The sequence below is a fragment of the Arthrobacter sp. Hor0625 genome (assembly GCF_052567525.1).
The window spans coordinates 421,677-441,960 of the sequence record NZ_CP199586.1; the positions used below are offsets into that span (position 1 = coordinate 421,677).

A 20,284-nucleotide genomic window follows, 5' to 3' on the forward strand; every position below is an offset into this window, starting at 1 on the left:
TCCCATGCCAGCGCCGCTGTGTTGCAGGGAGGTTTATTCAGTGCCGACAAAACCAGCTGGCACCTTGTACCGCGGCCGTGAAGGCATGTGGTCCTGGGTTGGACACCGCGTTACCGGTGTAGTGATCTTTTTCTTCTTGTTGGTCCACGTGCTGGACACCTCACTGGTGCGTGTGTCGCCCGAGGCTTACACCGCCGTGATCGGTGCCTACAAGAACCCCCTCATGGCCCTGGGTGAAACGGGCCTCGTCGCAGCGATCGTGTTCCACGCCTTCAACGGCCTGCGGATCATCGCCGTCGACTTCTGGAAGAAGGGCGCGAAGTACCAGCGCCAGATGCTGTGGACGGTCCTGGCCCTCTGGGTCGTCGTCATGGTCGGCTTCTCCATCCGCCACCTGTCCCTCGCCCTCGGAGGTCACTAGCCATGGACGCAACGCAGATTCAGAGCCCGCGCGCGGCCAAGGTTGGCGCCGGCCGAGTCGCCCCGCAGTACAACCGCAGCGGTTCCTCCAAGGGCAATTTCGAGATGCTCGCCTGGCTGTTCATGCGGCTCTCCGGCGTCGTCCTGGTTGTCCTGATCTTCGGCCACCTGACGGTGAACCTGCTGGTGGGCGAAGGCATCCACGCGATCGACTTCGGTTTCGTCGCCGGCAAGTGGGCCGACCCGTTCTGGCAGGTCTGGGACCTGGCCATGCTGTGGCTGGCCATGCTGCACGGCACCAACGGCGTCCGCACGATCATCAACGACTACGCCGAGAAGGACGCCACGCGGATGTGGCTGAAGATCGTGCTGTACGCGGCCGCCGCGGCCATCGTCATCCTCGGCACGCTGGTGATCTTCACCTTCAACCCGTGCCCCGTCGTCGACGGCGTCCAGCTCCCCGGCGGGTTCTGCCCCGCCCCGTAGCGGCACACGCCCCAGGGCGTTGATCCCTGCCTGCCCGCGCGGGCCCGGGTCGCTAGATTTCACCGCACCGGCCCCGCCGGCGGTGGTAAACAGTGAATTTTGAGAGAAAGAGCATCTGGTATGCAGGTCCATAAGTACGACGTCGTCATCGTCGGTGCCGGTGGCGCTGGCATGCGCGCCGCGATCGAATCCGGTCAGCGCGCGCGAACAGCGGTACTGACCAAGCTTTACCCCACGCGCTCCCACACCGGCGCGGCCCAGGGCGGCATGTGCGCAGCCCTGGCCAACGTCGAGGAAGACAACTGGGAATGGCACACCTTCGACACGATCAAGGGCGGCGACTACCTGGTGGACCAGGACGCCGCCGAGGTCATGGCGAAGGAAGCGATCGACGCCGTCCTGGACCTTGAGAAGATGGGCCTGCCGTTCAACCGCACGCCCGAGGGCCGGATCGACCAGCGCCGCTTCGGCGGCCACACCCGCGACCACGGCAAGGCCCCGGTCCGCCGGGCCTGCTACGCCGCGGACCGCACCGGCCACATGATCCTGCAGACGCTCTACCAAAACTGCGTCAAGCACAACGTGGAGTTCTACAACGAGTACTACGTGCTGGACCTGCTGACCGTCGAGGAAGACGCGGTCCGCGAGGACGGCACCCCGTACAAGCAGAAGCGCGTCGCCGGCGTCGTCTCCTACGACCTCGCCTCCGGTGAACTGCACGTCTTCCAGGCCAAGTCCGTGGTGTTCGCCTCCGGCGGCGCCGGCAAGGTCTTCAAGACCACCTCCAACGCACACACCCTGACCGGTGACGGCATGGGCATCGCGTTCCGCCGTGGTATCCCGCTGGAGGACATGGAGTTCTTCCAGTTCCACCCGACCGGCCTGGCCGGCCTGGGCATCCTGCTCTCCGAGGCCGCCCGCGGTGAAGGCGCGATCCTGCGCAACTCCGAGGGTGAGCGCTTCATGGAGCGCTACGCCCCGACCATCAAGGACCTCGCCCCGCGCGACATCGTGGCCCGCTCGATGGCCAACGAAGTCCGGGAAGGCCGCGGCTGCGGCCCGAACAAGGACTACGTCCTGCTGGACCTGACCCACCTGGAGCCGGCGCACATCGACGCCAAGCTGCCGGACATCACCGAGTTCGCCCGCACCTACCTGGGTGTGGAGCCGTACACGGAGCCGGTCCCGGTCTTCCCGACGGCGCACTACGCCATGGGCGGCATCCCCACCAACATCAGCGCCGAGGTCCTGCAGGACAACGACACCGTCGTCCCGGGCCTCTACGCCGCCGGTGAGGTTGCCTGCGTCTCGGTCCACGGTTCCAACCGCCTGGGCACCAACTCGCTGCTGGACATCAACGTCTTCGGCAAGCGCGCCGGCATCGCCGCGGCCGAGTACGCCAAGACCGCCGACTTCGTGGAACTGCCCGCGGATCCGGAGGCCTACACGCTGAACCTGCTCGAGCACGTGCGCACCTCCGACGGCACCGAGAAGGTGGCCCAGATCCGCAAGGAACTGCAGGACACCATGGACGCCAACATGCAGGTGTTCCGCACCGCCGAGACCCTGAACCAGGTCCTTAAGGACATCGCCTCCTTCGAGGAGCGGTACCAGCGGATCAGCGTCCAGGACAAGGGCAAGCGCTTCAACCTGGACCTGCTCGAGGCCGTGGAACTGGGCTTCCTGCTCGAGCTCGCCAAGGTCATGACCGTGGCGGCCCTGCACCGCGAGGAATCCCGCGGCGGACACTTCCGCGAGGACTTCCCCGAACGCGACGACGAAAAATTCATGAAGCACTCCATGGCGTACAAGGATGAGCACGCACCGGCGGACGGTTCCGCCGAGGCGATCGCCGGCATCCGGCTGGCTACCAAACCGGTGGTCTTCACGCGCTACGAGCCGATGGTGAGGAAGTACTAAGATGACCGCTGAACTCGCTGAGCCAGCCTCCAAGATCGAACTGCCCGCCGGCGTCGGCGGGGGCGGGGAAATCCCCTCCTTCGACGTGACGCTCCGCGTGCGCCGCTACAACCCGGAGGTCTCCGAGGACGCCACCTGGGATGACTTCAAGGTCACCATGTACGGCACCGACCGTGTCCTGGACGCCCTGCACAAGATCAAGTGGGAAATCGACGGCAGCGTCTCCTTCCGCCGGTCCTGCGCCCATGGTGTCTGCGGCTCCGACGCCATGCGCATCAATGGCCGCAACCGCCTGGCCTGCAAGACCCTGCTGAAGGACCTGGACACGTCCAAGCCCATCACGGTCGAGCCGATCAAGGGCCTGCCGGTCGAGAAGGACCTGATCGTGGACATGGAGCCGTTCTTCCAGTCCTTCCGCGAGGTCATGCCCTTCCTGATCAACCGCGGCCACGAGCCCACCAAGGAACGCCTGCAGTCCGCCGAGGACCGCGAGCGGTTCGACGACACCACAAAGTGCATCCTCTGCGCCGCGTGCACCTCGTCCTGCCCGGTGTTCTGGACCGACGGGCAGTACTTCGGCCCGGCCGCGATCGTCAACGCGCACCGTTTCATCTTCGATTCCCGTGATGACGCCGGCGACATGCGCCTGGAGATCCTCAACGACAAGGAAGGCGTGTGGCGCTGCCGCACCACCTTCAACTGCACCGAGGCGTGCCCCCGCGGCATCCAGGTCACCCAGGCCATCGCCGAGGTCAAGCAGGCCATCCTGGCCCGCAAGGTCTAACCGGCTTCGCCTCCACGCTTTAACGACGACGGCGCCTCCCACCCTTGGTGGGGGCGCCGCCGTCGTCTCTGCCACCAACTGAAAGAAGACCCCGTGTCCCGCTCCGAGAAAGTCTCCTTCGAAGGATCCACCGGCGAACGGCTCTCCGGTGTCATCGATCTGCCCGAAGGCTCGGTGAAGGGCTGGGGCGTGTTCTCGCACGGCTTCACGCTCGGCAAGGACAGCCCGTCGGCGTCACGGATGTGCAAGGCACTGGCGGACAACGGCGTGGGCATGCTCCGCTTCGACAACCTCGGCCTGGGTGAGTCCGCGGGGCTGTGGTCCGAGGGGTCCTTCAGCCACAAGGTGGCGGACACGGTCAAGGCGGCGGAGTACATGCGGGACTCCGGCCGGCCCGTATCGCTGCTCGTGGGGCACTCCTTCGGCGGCGCCGCGGTGCTCGCGGCCGCCGGAAGCATCCCGGAACTCGACGCCGTCGCCACCGTGGGCGCCCCGTTCTCGCCCAAGCACGTCGCGCACGTCTTCGACGCCGCGCTGGACCGCATCCTCAGCGAGGGCAGCGCCGAGGTGGACCTGGGCGGCAAGCGCGTGGAGATCCGCCGGCATTTCGTCGAGGACCTCGAACACGCGGACCTGACCGACTGCATCCGGCGGCTGCACAAGCCGCTGATGGTGCTCCACTCCCCCACCGACAACACGGTCGGCATCGAGAACGCCAGCACCATCTTCCAGACCGCCAGGCATCCGCGCAGCTTCGTCTCGCTGGAGGGCTCGGACCACCTGCTCACGGGCAAGGGCCAGGCCGCCCGGGCCGCGAAGATTATCTCGGCGTGGGCCGACCAATACCTCGACGCCGGACACTGACCGGACGGCGGTCCGCCGCCTCGGGCTGATCCACCGGCGTCCGGCCCGGCTGCACCTGGCGGGAGCCCCAGCCAGTGGCGGCGGCCGGCTCGACCGTGAGGTCCGCTTCCCGCACCGCGGACCACGACGCCGAGACCAGGTAGACCTGGCTGACCAGGTTGAACCAGATCAGCAGACCGATGATGATGGCGAACGGGGCGAGGATCGGGTTCCGGCCAGCGCTGGCGAGCAGCTCGGCGCTGAAGATCTGCAGCACGCTGGTGCCGACGGCGGCCAGGACCGTGCCCTCCAGCAGGGCCCGCCGCCGCAGCTTCAGGCCGCCGGCGAGCCGGAACATCACCACCGCGGTGACCCAGCCGAGCACTAGGGGCACGGCGATCTTCACGGACGTGGTCAGCGGGCCGGCGACCAGCGGATCCAGCGAGAGCTGCTCGGCGACCCACCCCGCGGCGGTGCCGAACACCAGGGAGGCGCCGGCGCTGATGACCAGGGCCGCGCCGAGCAGCAGCAGGGTCCCGGAGTCACGCAGCTTCAGCAGCACCGGGTTGACCTTCAGCGGGCCAAGCCGCAGCACCCCGCGCAGGCCGTCGCGCAGTCCGGCGATCCAGCCCAGCGAGGTCACCACGGTGACGACGGCGGCGATGGCGGCGGTCCAGCCGAGGCCGCTGGGGTCCAGCAGCTCCTGCGGGTCCACCAGGCCCTCGCGGCCGTCGACCTTCAGCAGGCCCGGCGCGCTCGTGGCGACGCTGCCGACCACCCGGTCCAGCAGCGCCGGCTGGCCGCGCAGCAGCAGGCCGGCGACGGAGAAGCCGGTGGCGAGCAGGCCGGTGATGGAGAAGAACATGTTGAAGCCGATGCCGGCGCTCATCAGGGGGCCGTGCTGCAGGTTGTAGTGCTGGAACGCGCGCATCGGCCGGACGACGTTCAGCCGGGCGACCAGCCACTGGACCAGGGCCGCCAGCGCGGCCGGGCCGCCGGCGGAGCGGCGGGCCTTGCCCCAGTCGACGCGCTTGCGGATGGCTTCGCGCCGCAGCAGGGCCAGTTCGGTGGGAAGCGGGGGGTCAGCGGGCTGCCGGGCCCCGCCGGTTGTCAGGTTCGGTGCCAAAGTCAAGCTCTTCCCGTAGCTGCCAGATGCCGTTGTCGTCGTGCTCGTAAAGTCCCATGCTAGCCACCGGGAAACTTACCCTGTAATCCTTCAGCGCCGCTTCGGCTTCGTCGAGGCTTTCCGGGGCCACGTCGTGGGCCACGGTGACGTGCGGGTGGTAGGCGAACGGCAGCTCGCGTTCCAGCGGGCCGGCCTGCAGCCGGCGGTGCAGGCTGACGCATTCGCCGAACCCGTCCTCGACGTTCAGGAACACCACCGGCGACACCGGCCGGAAGGACCCGGTGCCGGCGATCGTAACGGTGAAGGGCTGCTGACTGCGGGCCACCTCGCGGACGTGGTCCAGGGTCGCGTCCCAGTCCTGGGTCATCGTGGTGGTCACCAGCGTGATGTGCGCCGGGACGGTCGCGGCCATGGGGTCACCGAACGAGGCCCGCCAGCGCCGCAGTTCCGTGGCGATCTCCGCCGGGAAGCCCAGGATGACGCCGATGCTGATGCCCTCCTCCGGGGTCTGCCCGGGCCCGGGCGCCGCACCCTGGCGGGGTGCGGCGCCCGGACCGGGGCGGGGGCCGTTCCGGACGGCGCGCCCGCGTCCGCTTGCGGTGACTCTGCTGGCGGAGGACATCGCGCTAGTGGACCCCGCGCGTTCCGGCGTAGGGCAGGAAGCCGACCTTGGAATAGACGTCCCGGAGCGTCGCTGAGGCCATGTCGCGGGCCTTGTCCGCGCCCAGGGCCAGCAGCCGGTCCAGCTCGGCGGGGTCGTCGAGCAGTTCGTTGGCGCGGTCCCGGATCGGCGACAGGTGCGCCGTCACCACCTCGGCCAGGTCAACCTTGAGGTGGCCATACATCTTGCCCTCGTAGGCTGCGACCAGCTGCTCCACGGACTGGCCGGTGATGGCCGAGTAGATCGTCAGCAGGTTCGAGACGCCGGGCTTGTTCTCACGGTCGAAGCGGATCTCCGTCTCGGCGTCGGTCACGGCCGACTTGATCCGCTTGGCGATGACCTTCGGCTCGTCCAGCAGGTTGATCAGGCCGGCCGGGGACTCGGCGGACTTGGACATCTTCGCCGTCGGGTTCTGCAGGTCGTAGATCTTGGCCGATTCCTTCTGGATGAAGGGCTGCGGCACCGTAAAGGTCTCGCCGAACCGGGAGTTGAAGCGCTGCGCAAGGTCGCGGCTCAGCTCCACGTGCTGCCGCTGGTCTTCGCCGACCGGCACGCCGTGCGGCTGGTACAGCAGGATGTCCGCGGCCTGCAGGATCGGGTAGGTGAACAGCCCGACGCTGGCTTGCTCGGACCCCTGCTTGAGGGCCTTGTCCTTGAACTGCGTCATCCGGGACGCTTCACCGAACCCGGTGATGCAGTTCAGCACCCAGGCCAGCTGGGCGTGCTCGGGGACCTGGGACTGGACGAAGAGCGTGCACTTGTCGACGTCGACGCCGCCGGCGATGTACTGCGCGGCGGTGACGCGGGTGCGGTGGGCCAGTTCGGCCGGGTCCTGGGGCACGGTGATGGCGTGCAGGTCCGGGATGAAGAACACGGCGTCGTACTCGTCCTGCATACGGACCCAGTTCACGAGCGCACCGAGGTAGTTGCCCAGGTGCAGCGAGTCGGCGGAGGGCTGCATGCCGGAGAGGATGCGGTTCCGGGTGCCGGCCGCGGCCGGCGCCTGGGCGGCCGGTGCGAGCGCAGCGCCGGTGGGCACGCCGGCGTCGGCCATGGTGGACGCGGTGGATGGTGAGGTCATGGGAGAAGCCTTAAAACTAGAGCCGGTAGTCCACTACCAGCGGGGCATGGTCGGAGAAGCGGGTGTCCCAGGACGGCGCCCGGTCGACAACTGCCTGGACCGCGGTTGCGGCGAAGGCGGGCGTGGCCATGTGGTAATCAATGCGCCAGCCGGTGTCGTTGTCGAACGCCTGTCCCCTCTGCGACCACCAAGTGTAGGGGCCGTTGACGGTACCCGCCAGGCCCCTGTGAACATCCTTCCAGCCGATCTCCGTCCCGAAGAAGCGGTCAAAGTAGGCGCGCTCCTCGGGCAGGAAGCCGGCACGTTTGACATTGCCCTTCCAGTTCTTGATGTCCAGCTCGGTGTGGCCGACGTTGAGGTCGCCCACCACCAGGGCATGGTCGCTGTGCTTGGCCAGTTCCGGCAGCCGGGTGGCCATCACGTCCAGGAAGCGGAACTTGTCGTCCTGCTTCGGGGTGCCGGCCTCGCCGGAGTGCACGTACGCGCTCGCCACGGTCAGCGTGGAGGCCCGGCCAACGGCGTCGTAAATCCGGTAGTCGGCTTCGACCCAGCGTCCGGCCGTGGCGAAGTAGTCGTCGCCGATGCCGTTGCGGGTGGCCAGCGGTTCGGCGCGCGAGGCAATGGCGACGCCGGCGCGGCCCTTGGCCTCGGCCTCGGCGTGCAGGATGTGCCAGCCCTCGCCGAGGAGCTGGCGGACGATCGCGTCCGGTGCGCGCACTTCCTGCAGGCAGAGGATGTCCACCCCGCGCGGCGCCAGCCATTCCGCCATGCCCTTTTTATAGGCGGCGCGGAGGCCGTTGACGTTGACCGACGCGATGCGAAGGTGGTCCTTCTCCAATGCCAAGCTCACCCGTTCCACTCTAGTCGATGATGGTTCCACTGACGGGCTCGTCGGCGCCGCCGGAGGACTTGATCATGTCCCGCGCGTTGGTGGCGGTGATTTCGATGGTTTCGAGCGCGCGGCGGATGGTGTCCTGGTCCTGCGCCTCGCCCTTGGCGCGTTCCTGCTCAACGACGCGGACCTGCACCTGGACGATCTTGAAAGAGTGGTCCAGCTTCATGTCACGGATTTCCGCGCCCTCCCGGCGTTCGGCGACCAGCCGGGTGCCGCCGTGGTCGGCGCTGCCGGCCGACGGCGCCCGGCCGACGGCGGAGTTGAACGCGTTCTGGGCCTCGTTCAGTTTGGCGCCGGCCTTCTTGGCGGCACGCTGGATGCTGAACACCACGAAGGTCGCCAGCGCCAGCCAGAAGGCGGCGATCACCGCGACGACCCAGCCCACGACGTCGTTCTGGTTTGCCGCGAAAATGACGGCGACCAGGAAGGCGATGATGAACACCGTCATCCCGAGTCCGCCGATGCGGAACATCGAGAACTTTCCGGTGGCGGCGTTGAACGCGGACGGCTTGGTCGAGGAGGTACCCAGGGATCGCATGGACCCATTATCGCAAACGGTCCGGGGCCCCGGACGCGCTTCCACCTCCGGCGAACGGCACCCGCGCCGGGCGGAAACTAGGACAGCACCAGGCAGAACGGGTGGCCGCTGGGGTCCAGGTAGACCCGGAAGGCCTTTCCGCCGGCGTTCAGGCTGGTGGCGCCGAGTGCCAGCACCTGGGCTTCCGCGGCGTCGAGGTCCGGAACCATGACATCGACGTGCATCTGTTGCGGATGGTCCGCGTCCGGCCATTGCGGCCGCACCAGCCGCTCAACCCGTTGGAACGCCAGGGCAGGGCGGTCCGCGGCGTCGCCGATGGTGATCCAGTCCGCGTCCTCCTCCACCCGGACCATGCCCAGCAGCTCCTGGTAGAAGCCCGCCAGCAGGTCCGGGTCCTCGCAGTCCATGACGAGGGCATGCCATTTGCCGATCACGGGGTGCTCCTTCGGGGTATCAGGGTCCGGGACGTTACTTCAGGAACAGGCGGCGCAGCCGGCCGGTGGTGAGGGCCACGCCGAGCACGATCATGACCAGGTAGTAGCCGATGTGCACCGCGGTGGCGGGGGTGAAGACCCCGACGCTGATCTGGCGCAGCAGTTCCACCCCGTGCCAGAGCGGCATCGCCTGGATCAGCCACTGGATCCACTGCGGGTAGACGCTCAGCGGGTAGAACGTGGCGCTGAAGAGGAACATTGGCAGCATCACGAAGTTGATCCAGTCCATCTGCTGGAAGGTTTTCATGAAGCTGGTGATGCCCATGCCGAAGCTGGCGAAGCCGAACGCGATCAGGACAGAGGCCGGGATCATCAGGATGGCCCACGGCGTGGTGATCAGGCCCATCACGCCCATGACGGCGGTGAACCCGGTGGCGTACATGAGCCCCCGAAGCAGGGCGAGGAAGATTTCACCCATCGCGACGTCGATCGGCCCCAGCGAGGTGTAGAGCATGCCCTGGTAGAGCTTGGCGAAGTTCATCTTGAAGAAGACGTTCCAGGTGGAGTCGTACACTGCGCCGTTCATCGCCGAGACGGCGAGCAGCGCCGGGGCGATGTAGGCCGCGTAGGAGATCTCCTGCCCGCCGGGGCCCTGCACGGCGCCGACGATCGCGCCCAGTCCCACGCCCATCGAGATCAGGTACAGCACGGGTTCGAAGAAGCCGGAGACCATGACCATCCAGTTGCTGCTCTTGGTGGCCATCAGCCCGCGGGCGACGACGGCGCGCACGTTGCGCGAGTAGAGCGGGCCGAAGCGGCGGTTCCGGGCGGCGTCGGTGACGCTCAGGCCGCCGCCGCTCAGGCCGCCGTCGTGCTGGCTGGCGAGGGCGCTCATGATGCCATCCTTTTGGCGAACAGGCGCCGGGTGAGGACCCAGCCGGCGACGGCGAGGCCAAGCAGGAAGACGATGTGGACCACGGTGAGCAGCGGCGCTTCCTCGTAGCCGTAGCTGAAGACCCGGCCCAGCTCCGTCCCGTGCCAGATCGGCGAGATCCAGCCGATCCAGCGGACCGCCAGGGGCAGGGTGTCCAGCGGGAAGAAGGTTCCGGAGAACAGGAACAGCGGCATGACGATGAAGCGCATCACCATGGCGAACTGGCCCCTGTCGTCCTTGACGGTGGCGGCGTAGGCCATCAGCGGCAGGCCGAAGGCCAGGCCGGCCAGCGTGGCCACCAGGATCGAGACCCAGCCCCAGCCGCTCGGGGAGGCGCCGAAGAGCGCGACGACGCCGAAGTAGATGGCGGACTGCAGCACGAACCGGACGGTAACGGCGATGATCTGCCCGGCGGCGATCTGCTCGGGGGTCAGCGGCGAGGCGTGCGGGCCGTAGTAGACCCGGCGCCATTTGAAGCCGTCCATCACCGGGAAGGTGAACTCGTTGGCGGCGGTCATCACGGCCGCAGAGACCAGCAGTGCGGGGGCGATGAAGGCCAAGTAGCTGACCCCGCCGAATGCCGCGGTGGAGCCGGTGTCCACCAGCGTGGCGAGGCCGACGCCCATCGCGAAGAGGTAGGCGACCGGCTGGCCAACGCCGTACATGACGATGGTCCAGCCGTAGCCTTTCATCACCCGCAGGACCTGCTCGGCGTAGTAGAAGGCGCCCCAGCGGCGCGCCCGGGCCGCCGAGACGGCCGGCGAGTGCGCGCGCAGGGCGGCTGCCGGCGTCGTCTGTATTGCCTCAGTCAACGCTGCTTCCTTAATCAACGAGACTCCTACCGGTCAGGCGCAGGAAGACGTCCTCCAGCGAGGAGCGGCGGACCAGCGAGGTGAGCGGGTGCAGCCCGCGGGCTGAAACCTGCTCCAGGGCGGCTTCACCGTCGTGGGCGTAGATGAGGACCCGGTCCGGGAGCGTCTCCATCCGTTCACCGATGCCCTCGAGTTCGGCGCCGACGGTGGCGTTGCGCTCGGACCCGAAGCGCAGCTCCAGGACCTCGCGGGTGGAGTAGTCGCGGATCAGGCTCGCCGGGGATCCCTCGGCCATGATCTTGCCCTTGTCCACCACGATCAGCCGGTCGCAAAGCTGCTCGGCCTCGTCCATGTAGTGGGTAGTGAGGATCAGGGTCACGCCCTGTTCCTTGAGCCGGAAGAGCCGGTCCCAGAGGATGTGCCGGGCCTGCGGGTCCAGGCCGGTGGTGGGTTCGTCCAGCAGCAGGATCCGCGGTTCGTTGATCAGCGAGCGGGCGATCGTCAGGCGGCGCTTCATGCCGCCAGAAAGCGCGTCCACCTTGGACTTGGCCTTGTCGGTCAGCTGCGCGAACTCCAGCAGCTCGTCGGCCTTGGGCTTGAGGTAGCTCATCGGCAGGCCGAAGTAGCGGCCGTAGACCAGCAGGTTGTCGCGGACCTTGAGCTCTTCGTCCAGGTTGTCCTGCTGAGGGACGACGCCCAGGTGGGCGCGGACCTCGGGGCCGTGCTGTTCCGGGTCCAGCCCCATGATGCTCAGGCTGCCGGAGGTGCGCTGGGAGACCCCGCCGATCATCTTCATGGTGGTGGATTTTCCGGCGCCGTTCGGGCCCAGCAGGCCGAAGGCCTCGCCGGCGGGCACGCGGAAGGAAATACCGTCGACGGCGGTGACCTCGCCGTAGCTTTTGGTCAGGTTTTCGGCGGTGATGACGTACTGCGGTTCGCCGGTTCCGGCAGGGCTGCTCACAGGAGATTCTTTCGCGACAAGTTCAGACACCCGGAACACGGTACTCGATCCCGGCAAACTATGAAAGAGTCTTTTCGTAAAAAATTCCAGTCATTTGCCAATCCGTCCTCCCGGCGGGCGGGCCGGGGTCTCAGGGCCCTGGCTGGCCGGTTAACCACCCGGGGCGCCCGCTCCCGAAGGAGGGGCGCCCCGAGGGGGTGCGGACTAGGCGCGGTGCGCGTTCTCGAGCTGGCGCTCGGCGGTTTCCACCACGTTCGCCAACAGCATGGCGCGGGTCATCGGGCCCACTCCCCCGGGGTTCGGCGAGAGCCAGGAGGCGACGTCGGCCGCGGCGGGTTCGACGTCGCCGGTGACCACGGCCTTGCCCGAGCCGTCGTCGACGCGGCTGACGCCGACGTCGAGCACGACGGCCCCCGGCTTGAGGTCCGCGGCCTTGATCATGTGCGGCTGGCCGGCCGCGGCGATCACGACGTCGGCCTGCCGGAGCTCGGCGGGCAGGTCCACGGTGCCGGTGTGCGCCAGGATCACGGTCGCGTTGACGTCCTTGCGGGTCAGCAGCAGGCCGACCGGGCGGCCGATGGTGACGCCGCGGCCGACCACCAGGACGCGCTTGCCCTTGAGATCGATCCCGTGCCGGGTCAGCAGTTCCACGCAGCCCTTGGGCGTGCAGGGCAGCGGGGACTTCATCGGGCCGGCCACGTTGGCCACCAGCCGGCCGAGGTTCATCGGGTGCAGGCCGTCGGCGTCCTTCTCCGGGTCCATCGCTTCCAGGATGACGTCCTGGTCGATGTGCGCCGGCAGCGGCAGCTGGACAATATAGCCGGTGCACTCCGGGTTCTCGTTCAGCTCCCGGACCACGGCCAGCAGCTCCTCCTGGGTGGTCTCTTCCGGCAGGTCGCGGCGGATCGAGGTGATGCCGACCTCGGCGCAGTCCTTGTGCTTGCCGCCGACGTACCAGGTGCTGCCCGGGTCGGAACCGACGAGGATGGTTCCCAGGCCCGGGACGACGCCGCGGGCCTTGAGCGCGGCGACGCGTTCGGTCAGTTCGGCCTTGATGGTGGCGGCCGTGGCTTTACCGTCGAGGATCCGGGCGGTGTGGGTTTCGGTCGAGTCGGTGGCGGTCATCGGATCACCACTGCTCGTGCTGCGGGTACAGGGGGAAGTCCGCGGCGAGCCTGTCGACGCGGGCCTGCAGCGCCTCGACGTCGGCGGCGTTGCCCTGCTTCAGCGCGGTGGCGATGATCTCCGCGACCTCGGTGAACTCCTCGGCGCCGAAGCCGCGGGTCGCCAGGGCCGGGGTGCCGATCCGCAGGCCGGAGGTGACCATCGGCGGGCGCGGGTCGAACGGGACGGCGTTGCGGTTGACCGTGATGCCGACCGAGTGGAGCAGGTCTTCGGCCTGCTGGCCGTCCAGCTGGGAGTTGCGCAGGTCCACCAGGACCAGGTGCACATCGGTGCCGCCGGTCAGGACGGAGACGCCGGCGTCGGAGAGGTCCGACTGGTTCAGCCGGTCGGCGATGATCCGGGCGCCTTCCAGGACGCGCTCCTGGCGCTCCTTAAATTCCTCGGTGCCGGCGATCTTGAACGCGACGGCCTTCGCGGCGATGACGTGCATCAGCGGGCCGCCCTGCTGGCCGGGGAAGACGTTTGAGTTGATCTTCTTGGCCCAGTCCTGCTTGGCCAGGATCACGCCGGAGCGGGGTCCGGCGAGGGTCTTGTGCACGGTGGAGGTGACGACGTCGGAGTGCGGCACCGGGCTGGGGTGCAGTCCGGCGGCGACGAGGCCGGCGAAGTGCGCCATGTCGGTCCAGAGCAGCGCGCCGACCTCGTCGGCGATCGCGCGGAAGGCGGCGAAGTCCAGGTGGCGGGGGTAGGCGGACCAGCCGGCGATGATGACCTGCGGATTCTCGGCGAGCGCCTGTTCGCGCAGCTTGTCCATGTCGATCCGGAAGTTGTCTTCCTCGACCTGGTAGGCGGCGACGTCGTAGAGCTTGCCGGAGAAGTTCAGCTTCATGCCGTGGGTGAGGTGGCCGCCGTGGGCGAGCGAGAGGCCCAGGATCTTGTCCCCCGGGGTGATCATCGCCGAAAGTGCGGCGGCGTTGGCCTGGGCACCGGAGTGCGGCTGGACGTTGGCGAACTCGGCGCCGAAGAGGGCCTTGACCCGGTCGATCGCGAGCTGCTCGGCGACGTCGACGTACTCGCAGCCGCCGTAGTAGCGGCGTCCCGGGTAGCCCTCGGCGTACTTGTTGGTCAGGACCGAGCCCTGGGCTTCCATCACGGCGCGCGGCGCGAAGTTCTCGGAGGCGATCATTTCCAGGGTGCCGCGCTGGCGGCCGAGCTCCTGGTCCAGGACGGCGGCGATTTCGGGATCGAGTTCAGCGAGCGGCTGGTTGCTTACGGCTGCTGAGGAAAGGCGAAGGGAAGTAGTCACGAAGAACTCCTGGCTTGGCAACGGTCACTGCTTTAAGGTCAGGTTACCGGCTGGCCCGCCGCGGCGCCGCTAAATTACGGCACCCCGAAGCGGGGATCCGTACCGCGGCGCGGCACCCGAGAGGGGTCCGACGGCGGGGCGGCAGCGGGGGCTGCCGACCGGAAAACGTGACCCTCGGCCCAGGCGTACGATCCGTGGTCTGCGTGCGTGCCGCTCCCTGGTGGTTAGCCACCCAACGCCAGTTGCGACAGATCAAGCCTATCCCAGCCGCGGGTAGGCTGTTCTTTCGTGACTGACGACCAGCTGACTGCCTCCTATATCCTCACTCTTTCCTGCCCGGACCGGCCCGGAATCGTGCACGCCGTGGCCGGCGCCCTCCTGGTGGCCGGCTGCAACATTACGGATTCCCAGCAGTACGGCAGCCAGGGGACGGGGACCTTCTTCATGCGGGTCGAGGCCACGACGGCGGCTCCGGCGGCGGAACTGCAGGCGGCGCTGGAGCCGGTGGCCCAGGCCTTCGGCATGCAGTGGAGCCTCAACCCGGCGGGGCGGAAGGTCCGCACCCTGCTGATGGCGAGCACCTCCGCGCACTGCCTCAATGACCTGCTGTTCCTGCAGCGCTCCGGCACCCTGCCGATCGAAATTCCGGCCATTGTCTCCAACCACCGCGACCTCGCCGGGCTGGCCGAGTTCTACGGCATCCCCTTCCACCACATTCCGGTCACGAAGGACACCAAAGCCGGGGCCGAAGACGCGCTGCGCAGCCTCATGGCCGAACATGACATCGAGCTGACCGTGCTGGCCCGCTACATGCAGATCCTTTCCGACGAGCTGTGCTCGGACCTGGCCGGCAAGGCGATCAACATCCACCACTCCTTCCTGCCCTCCTTCAAGGGCGCCAAGCCGTACCACCAGGCGCACGCCCGCGGCGTGAAGCTCATCGGCGCCACCGCGCACTACGTCACCGCGGCCTTGGACGAGGGCCCGATCATCGAGCAGGAAGTCATCCGGGTGGACCACCGGCGCACCGCCGAACAGTTCGTCCAGATGGGCCGCGACGTCGAGGGCCGCACGCTGTCCCAGGCCGTGCAGTGGCACGCCGAGCACCGGGTGCTGCTGGACGGGAACCGGACGGTCGTCTTCAGCTAGGGCCCTGCCGGCCGGGGCTTGTCTTCGGCATCCTCCGGTCCTTAACTGGTGCCATGGCAACCACGCGGACGGAGCAACTGGACGGCTTCCTCGCCCTGCTCAAGGCCGAGGGCCGGCACGGGGTGCTGGGCCTGGACTGCGGCACCGGCGAGGACGGGCTGGCCTTCGTCCGGGCCGGCATCCACTTCACCGGGGTCGACCCGTCGGAGGAGAACATCCACGTCGCCAGGGCCCGGGGCCTGTCCGCGTCAGTGGCCACGGGGGCGCCGCTGCCCTTTGCCGATGGCGCGTTCGCCGCCGTCTGGGCGGTGGATGCGCTGGCGGGGCTCGACCCCCGGGCGGCCGACGGCGTCGTCCGTGAACTCAAGCGCGTGGCCGCCCTCGGCGCCCCGATCGCCGTCGTCCTCCCCGAGCCCGGGCCCGGCTACACGGTCCTCCGCTCCCCCGGCTAGTCCCCCACCCCCTCCCGACGCTCCCTCACATCCGGGGCCAATCTCCCGGACGCTCCCTCACATCCGGCGTCCGCCCACCCAACGCTCCCTCACATCCGGCGGGAGAGACGCCGCATCTGTGCGGGATCTGAGGGAGCGTCTGGTTTTTAGCTGCCGGGTCTGAGGAAGGATCCGGTTTTTAGGCGCCGGATCTGAGGGAGCGTCTGGTTTTTAGGCGCCGGGCGTGAGGGAGGGTCCGGTCTTTTGTTACCGGATCTCAGGGAGGGTTGGATTCAGGGGCGGCGGGAGGAGCGCATGTAGCCGCCGAGGAATCCGCCCACGATCAGCAGCACTGCGCCGGCCCGCGCCAGGCGTGCGCCCAACCGGTGGCGTTCGTTGCGCCGGGCGCGCCACGAGGCCAGGAAGACCAGCGTCGCGGCGAGGTTGGCGGAGGCGTGCACGACGCCGACGCGGCGGGTGGCGCTGTCGGCCCGGGCCCACTCCGCCCAGCCGCTGAGCCCGGTGGGCGCCGCCGCGAGCAGGCCCAGACCCACCAGCCGACGGGCGGCGACCCGACTGCCTTCATCCGGAAAGAAGTCCAGGAAGATCGCCATGAACCATGCCCCGAACGGCACATCGGTGAGGATTACGTGCGGCGGGATGCCCGTGGCATCGCCGTGGAAGAAGCGCCGCGGCCCGGGCCGGGAGACCAGCCGTTCCGCCAGGGGCGCCGCGGCGCGGGCGGCGGGGTCAAGCGCCTCCGCGTGTTCCAGCCGTTTCATCAGATCCAGGAACATATCGGCCGCCTCCGGGATGTGCGTGGGACTGGCCATGATCCTACTCAGCGTCCCGGGCCCCGCAAGGGGCAGGTGTCCTAGGCTGGTTCCATGACTCCCGTTTACGCTTTCGCCGGCGACAGCCCGGCCGTCCACGAAACCGCTTTCGTCGCTCCCACGGCCTCGATCATCGGGAAGGCCACGCTTGCGGAAGATTCCAGTGCCTTCTACGGCGTCTCCGTCCGGGCCGATACCGCGGCCATCAGCGTGGGCGCCGGCACCAACCTGCAGGACAACGTGGTGCTGCACGCCGACCCGGATTTTCCTTGCACCGTTGGCGCACGGGTCAGCGTCGGGCACAGTGCCGTCGTCCACGGCTGCACCGTCGAGGACGACTGCCTGATCGGCATGAGCGCCACCATCCTCAACGGCGCGGTGATCGGCAGCGGCTCCCTCGTGGCCGCGGGCGCCGTCGTCCTCGAGGGCACCGTGGTCCCGCCCCGCTCGCTGGTGGCCGGGGTTCCGGCCAAGGTCCGCCGTGAACTCAGCGACGAGGAGTTCGAGAGCGTCAAGCACAACGCCGCCCACTACCGGGAGCTGGCCCGCGCCCATCGCGAACTGCACGGCTGACCCCCGACGGCACGGAGGAGTGGTTGCGTTAACTTCTTGACTACAAGGCGTTGATGGGGCACGCTTCATTGCATGCCCTCACCAACGCGCTCAACGAGGAGCCGCACCAAAAACCCCGGATCGCAATCCGCCCTCCGGCACCTGAACCAGCAACGCATCATCGAATGCCTGCTGGCCGGCCCGTCCACCCAGGCGGAACTGGCCCGGCAGACCGGGCTCTCGACCGCGACGGTCTCGAACATCGTCAGGATCATGCAGGACGCCGGGCTGGCCTCCACCGAACCGACCACCAGCTCCGGCCGGCGCGCCCTCAACGTCCGGCTCAACAGCAACGGCGCCGTCGCCGTCGGCATCGACTTCGGCCGCCGCCACCTCAGGGTGGTTCTCGCCTCGCTCAGCTACCACGTGGTCGCGGAGGAATCCGTTCTCTTGCCCCTCGGCCACCACGCCGAGGAAGGCATCACGGCCGCCGTCGGCGTGCTGGACCGGCTGCTGGCCGACAGCGGCGTCGAACGCAGCGCTTTGGTCGGCGCCGGCGTCGGGATCCCGGGGCCGATTGACCGCCGCACGGGCACCGTGGCGCAGGGCGCAATCCTGCCCGAATGGGTGGGCATCAACATCCTCCAGCGCCTCGAGGAAGCCCTCGATCTGCCGGTCTGGGTCGACAACGACGCCAACCTCGGCGCCCTGTCCGAGGTGACCTGGGGCCCGCACACCGGTATCAGCAACCTGCTGTTCCTGAAGATCGGCTCGGGCATCGGCGCCGGGCTGATCCTCAACGGCATGCCTTACTACGGCAACGTCGGCATCACCGGCGAAATCGGCCACGCGACCATCCACGAACACGGCCTGGTCTGCCGCTGCGGCAACCGCGGTTGCCTGGAAACCATCGCCTCCACCACCACCATGATCGAGCTCCTCAGCCGTGGCGACGACCGGCCGCTGACCCCCGAGGACATCGTCCGCAAGGCCCTGGCCCGGGACTCCGCGACCCTGCGGGTGATTGACGACGCCGGGCTCGCCGCGGGCCGCGCGCTGGGCAATGTCGCGAACCTGATCAATCCCGAGGTGATCGTCGTCGGCGGCCCGCTGGCCGGCCTTGGCGAGCTGCTGCTGGATCCCATCCGGCGCGGCCTGGTCCGCCACGCCGTGCCCGTCATCGGCGAAACCACCACCCTGACCATGTCCTCGCTGGGCGACCGGGCCGAGGCGCTCGGCGCCACCGCCCTGGTCTTCCAGCACGCCGGAATCCGGCGCAACTAAGCCAGCCGTTACCAGGCCGTTGCGTTAAAGACTTGACGACAATGGCGTGATCCAGTTTACTTTTCCATCAGACGGCCCTGCGGTTTGCAGGGGCGGACAACGAAGTCATGCATTGGAGGCGTAAGGGCAGATGACGTCCCTCAACACGCACAGCGATCCGATAATTCTCGAGATGCGCTCCATCACCAAAGAGTTCCCCGGCGTTAAAGCATTGTCCGAGGTGAACCTGCGGGTGAAGGCCGGCGAGATCCACGCCATCTGCGGTGAAAACGGCGCAGGGAAATCCACCCTCATGAAGGTCCTCTCGGGCGTGTACCCCTACGGGAGCTACACCGGCGACATCGTCTACCAGAGCGAAGTCCAGCAGTTCAAGGACATCCGGGCCAGCGAGCACGCCGGCATCGTGATCATCCACCAGGAACTGGCGCTGATCCCGGAACTGTCCATCATGGAGAACATCTTCCTGGGCAACGAACCGACCAAGCGCGGCGTGATCGACTGGGCCGAGGCCCGCATCCGCTCCACCGAACTGCTGGCCCGCGTGGGCCTCCGCGAGGATCCCGACACCCCGGTCAAGGAGATCGGCGTCGGCAAGCAGCAGCTGGTCGAGATCGCCAAGGCGCTGAACAAAAAGGTCAAGCTGCTCATCCTGGACGAGCCGACCGCCGCCCTGAACGAATCCGATTCCCAGCACCTGCTGGACCTGATCCTGGGCCTGAAGGGCCGCGGCATCACCTCGATCATCATTTCGCACAAGCTCAACGAGATCGAACAGATCGCCGACTCGATCACCATCATCCGCGACGGCAAGTCGATCGAGACGCTCGACGTCAAGGCCGACGGCGTCGACGAGGACCGCATCATCAAGGGCATGGTCGGCCGCACGCTCGAATCCCGGTTCCCGGACCACGAGCCGAATATCGGCGAGACGTTCTTCGAGGTCAAGAACTGGACCGTGGGCCACCCGCAGATCCAGGACCGCCTGGTCTGCAAGAACTCCAGCTTCTTCGTCCGCCGCGGCGAAATCGTCGGCTTCGCCGGGCTGATGGGCGCCGGCCGCACCGAACTCGCCCGTTCCCTCTTCGGCCGCTCCTACGGCCGCTTCATCTCCGGTGAGGTCTACAAGGACGGCAAGCCGCTGCAGCTGAAGACGGTCAAGCAGGCCATCGACGCCGGCCTGGGCTACGTCACCGAGGACCGCAAGTCCCTGGGCCTGAACCTGCTGGACGACATCAAGGCCACCACGGTCTCGGCGGCGCTGAAGAAGATCAGCAAGCGCAACGTCGTCGACGCCGACAAGGAGTTCACGGTCGCCGAGCAGTACCGGAAGTCGCTGCGCACCAAGACCCCGTCCGTGGAAGAGGGCGTCGCCAAGCTCTCCGGCGGCAACCAGCAGAAGGTGGTGCTGGCGAAGTGGATGTTCACCGACCCGGACCTGTTGATCCTGGATGAGCCCACCCGCGGGATCGACGTTGGCGCCAAGTACGAGATCTACGGCATCATCCAGCAGCTGGCCAACCAGGGCAAGGGCGTGATCGTGATTTCCTCCGAGCTGCCCGAACTGCTGGGCCTGTCCGACCGCATCTACACCATCTTCGAGGGCGCCATCACGGGCGTGCTGAACAAAGAGGAAGCCAGCCAGGAGAGCCTGATGAAGCTCATGACTTCCGCCCGCAAGACGGCCTGACGGCCGGGCCATCCAGAACATT

General features: G+C 68.0%; 22 protein-coding genes and 1 riboswitch. Of the genes, 10 read left to right on the top strand and 12 right to left on the bottom strand.

Annotation, left to right across the window (positions count from 1 at the left end; genetic code table 11):
* Positions 1–40 precede the first annotated feature (40 nt).
* From sdhC to ACTWLI_RS01880, 5 genes are all read left to right on the top strand, one after another.
* The gene (gene sdhC / locus ACTWLI_RS01860) at positions 41–421 is read left to right on the top strand and encodes a succinate dehydrogenase, cytochrome b556 subunit (RefSeq protein ID WP_082575171.1); all 381 of its coding nucleotides are present in this window, start codon (positions 41–43) and stop codon (positions 419–421) included.
* A gap of 2 nt (positions 422–423) precedes the next feature.
* Positions 424–906 (top strand): succinate dehydrogenase hydrophobic membrane anchor subunit, encoded by a 483-nt coding sequence (locus ACTWLI_RS01865; RefSeq protein ID WP_445155019.1) that lies wholly within the window; start codon positions 424–426, stop codon positions 904–906.
* Positions 907–1,026: 120 nt separating this feature from the next.
* Positions 1,027–2,826, top strand: coding sequence for a succinate dehydrogenase flavoprotein subunit (gene sdhA / locus ACTWLI_RS01870; protein WP_445155020.1), 1,800 nt, complete (start codon positions 1,027–1,029; stop codon positions 2,824–2,826).
* Position 2,827: 1 nt separating this feature from the next.
* Positions 2,828–3,610: a succinate dehydrogenase iron-sulfur subunit gene (locus ACTWLI_RS01875; RefSeq protein WP_445155021.1), complete on the top strand. Its 783-nt coding sequence runs from the start codon at positions 2,828–2,830 to the stop codon at positions 3,608–3,610.
* A 93-nt stretch (positions 3,611–3,703) separates the two neighbouring features.
* The gene (locus ACTWLI_RS01880) at positions 3,704–4,474 is read left to right on the top strand and encodes an alpha/beta hydrolase family protein (RefSeq protein ID WP_445155022.1); all 771 of its coding nucleotides are present in this window, start codon (positions 3,704–3,706) and stop codon (positions 4,472–4,474) included.
* Here the strand turns inward: ACTWLI_RS01880 and ACTWLI_RS01885 are convergent.
* The 11 genes from ACTWLI_RS01885 to glyA form a co-directional block, all read right to left on the bottom strand.
* A complete protein-coding gene (locus tag ACTWLI_RS01885) occupies positions 4,431–5,579 on the bottom strand; it encodes a YihY/virulence factor BrkB family protein (RefSeq protein WP_445156099.1) in 1,149 nt (382 codons plus the stop codon). The genes ACTWLI_RS01880 and ACTWLI_RS01885 overlap by 44 nt on opposite strands.
* Positions 5,536–6,201: a 2'-5' RNA ligase family protein gene (locus ACTWLI_RS01890; RefSeq protein ID WP_445155023.1), complete on the bottom strand. Its 666-nt coding sequence runs from the start codon at positions 6,199–6,201 to the stop codon at positions 5,536–5,538. Before ACTWLI_RS01890 ends, ACTWLI_RS01885 begins: the two co-directional genes overlap by 44 nt.
* Positions 6,202–6,205: 4 nt before the next feature.
* On the bottom strand, positions 6,206–7,321 hold the full coding sequence (gene trpS / locus ACTWLI_RS01895; protein ID WP_445155024.1) for a tryptophan--tRNA ligase: 1,116 nt from the start codon (positions 7,319–7,321) through the stop codon (positions 6,206–6,208).
* 16 nt (positions 7,322–7,337) lie between these two features.
* A complete protein-coding gene (locus tag ACTWLI_RS01900; RefSeq protein ID WP_445155025.1) occupies positions 7,338–8,171 on the bottom strand; it encodes an exodeoxyribonuclease III in 834 nt (277 codons plus the stop codon).
* A gap of 10 nt (positions 8,172–8,181) precedes the next feature.
* Entirely contained in the window at positions 8,182–8,754 is a 573-nt protein-coding gene (locus ACTWLI_RS01905) for a hypothetical protein (RefSeq protein ID WP_445155026.1), read from the bottom strand.
* Positions 8,755–8,831: 77 nt separating this feature from the next.
* Positions 8,832–9,188 (bottom strand): VOC family protein, encoded by a 357-nt coding sequence (locus tag ACTWLI_RS01910; protein ID WP_445155027.1) that lies wholly within the window; start codon positions 9,186–9,188, stop codon positions 8,832–8,834.
* Positions 9,189–9,222: 34 nt separating this feature from the next.
* Positions 9,223–10,083: an ABC transporter permease gene (locus ACTWLI_RS01915; protein ID WP_445155028.1), complete on the bottom strand. Its 861-nt coding sequence runs from the start codon at positions 10,081–10,083 to the stop codon at positions 9,223–9,225.
* Positions 10,080–10,934: an ABC transporter permease gene (locus ACTWLI_RS01920; protein ID WP_445155029.1), complete on the bottom strand. Its 855-nt coding sequence runs from the start codon at positions 10,932–10,934 to the stop codon at positions 10,080–10,082. The genes ACTWLI_RS01915 and ACTWLI_RS01920 overlap by 4 nt, the downstream gene beginning before the upstream one ends.
* Before the next feature lie 10 nt (positions 10,935–10,944).
* Entirely contained in the window at positions 10,945–11,895 is a 951-nt protein-coding gene (locus ACTWLI_RS01925) for an ABC transporter ATP-binding protein (RefSeq protein WP_445155030.1), read from the bottom strand.
* 204 nt (positions 11,896–12,099) lie between these two features.
* Positions 12,100–13,020 carry a bifunctional methylenetetrahydrofolate dehydrogenase/methenyltetrahydrofolate cyclohydrolase gene (locus ACTWLI_RS01930; protein WP_445155031.1) on the bottom strand — a complete coding sequence of 307 codons (921 nt, stop codon included), beginning with the start codon at positions 13,018–13,020 and terminating at the stop codon, positions 12,100–12,102.
* 4 nt (positions 13,021–13,024) lie between these two features.
* Positions 13,025–14,326 (bottom strand): serine hydroxymethyltransferase, encoded by a 1,302-nt coding sequence (gene glyA / locus ACTWLI_RS01935; protein WP_445155032.1) that lies wholly within the window; start codon positions 14,324–14,326, stop codon positions 13,025–13,027.
* A gap of 170 nt (positions 14,327–14,496) precedes the next feature.
* Positions 14,497–14,582: riboswitch (ZMP/ZTP riboswitch) on the bottom strand.
* 32 nt (positions 14,583–14,614) lie between these two features.
* Between glyA and purU the strand changes: the two genes are divergently transcribed.
* Together purU and ACTWLI_RS01945 are read left to right on the top strand one after the other, a co-directional pair.
* Entirely contained in the window at positions 14,615–15,475 is an 861-nt protein-coding gene (purU, locus tag ACTWLI_RS01940) for a formyltetrahydrofolate deformylase (RefSeq protein WP_445155033.1), read from the top strand.
* Between the two features lie 53 nt (positions 15,476–15,528).
* Positions 15,529–15,927 (top strand): class I SAM-dependent methyltransferase, encoded by a 399-nt coding sequence (locus ACTWLI_RS01945; protein WP_445155034.1) that lies wholly within the window; start codon positions 15,529–15,531, stop codon positions 15,925–15,927.
* A gap of 272 nt (positions 15,928–16,199) precedes the next feature.
* Here the strand turns inward: ACTWLI_RS01945 and ACTWLI_RS01950 are convergent, their stop codons facing one another.
* Positions 16,200–16,739, bottom strand: coding sequence for a DUF2231 domain-containing protein (locus ACTWLI_RS01950; RefSeq protein WP_445155035.1), 540 nt, complete (start codon positions 16,737–16,739; stop codon positions 16,200–16,202).
* Positions 16,740–16,793: 54 nt separating this feature from the next.
* Here ACTWLI_RS01950 and ACTWLI_RS01955 point away from each other — a divergent pair, with 54 nt between their 5' ends.
* From ACTWLI_RS01955 to mmsA, 3 genes are all read left to right on the top strand, one after another.
* Positions 16,794–17,312 carry a gamma carbonic anhydrase family protein gene (locus tag ACTWLI_RS01955; protein ID WP_445155036.1) on the top strand — a complete coding sequence of 173 codons (519 nt, stop codon included), beginning with the start codon at positions 16,794–16,796 and terminating at the stop codon, positions 17,310–17,312.
* A gap of 72 nt (positions 17,313–17,384) precedes the next feature.
* The gene (locus ACTWLI_RS01960; protein WP_056740077.1) at positions 17,385–18,575 is read left to right on the top strand and encodes an ROK family transcriptional regulator; all 1,191 of its coding nucleotides are present in this window, start codon (positions 17,385–17,387) and stop codon (positions 18,573–18,575) included.
* Positions 18,576–18,705: 130 nt separating this feature from the next.
* A complete protein-coding gene (gene mmsA / locus ACTWLI_RS01965) occupies positions 18,706–20,262 on the top strand; it encodes a multiple monosaccharide ABC transporter ATP-binding protein (protein ID WP_445155037.1) in 1,557 nt (518 codons plus the stop codon).
* Positions 20,263–20,284 lie beyond the last annotated feature (22 nt).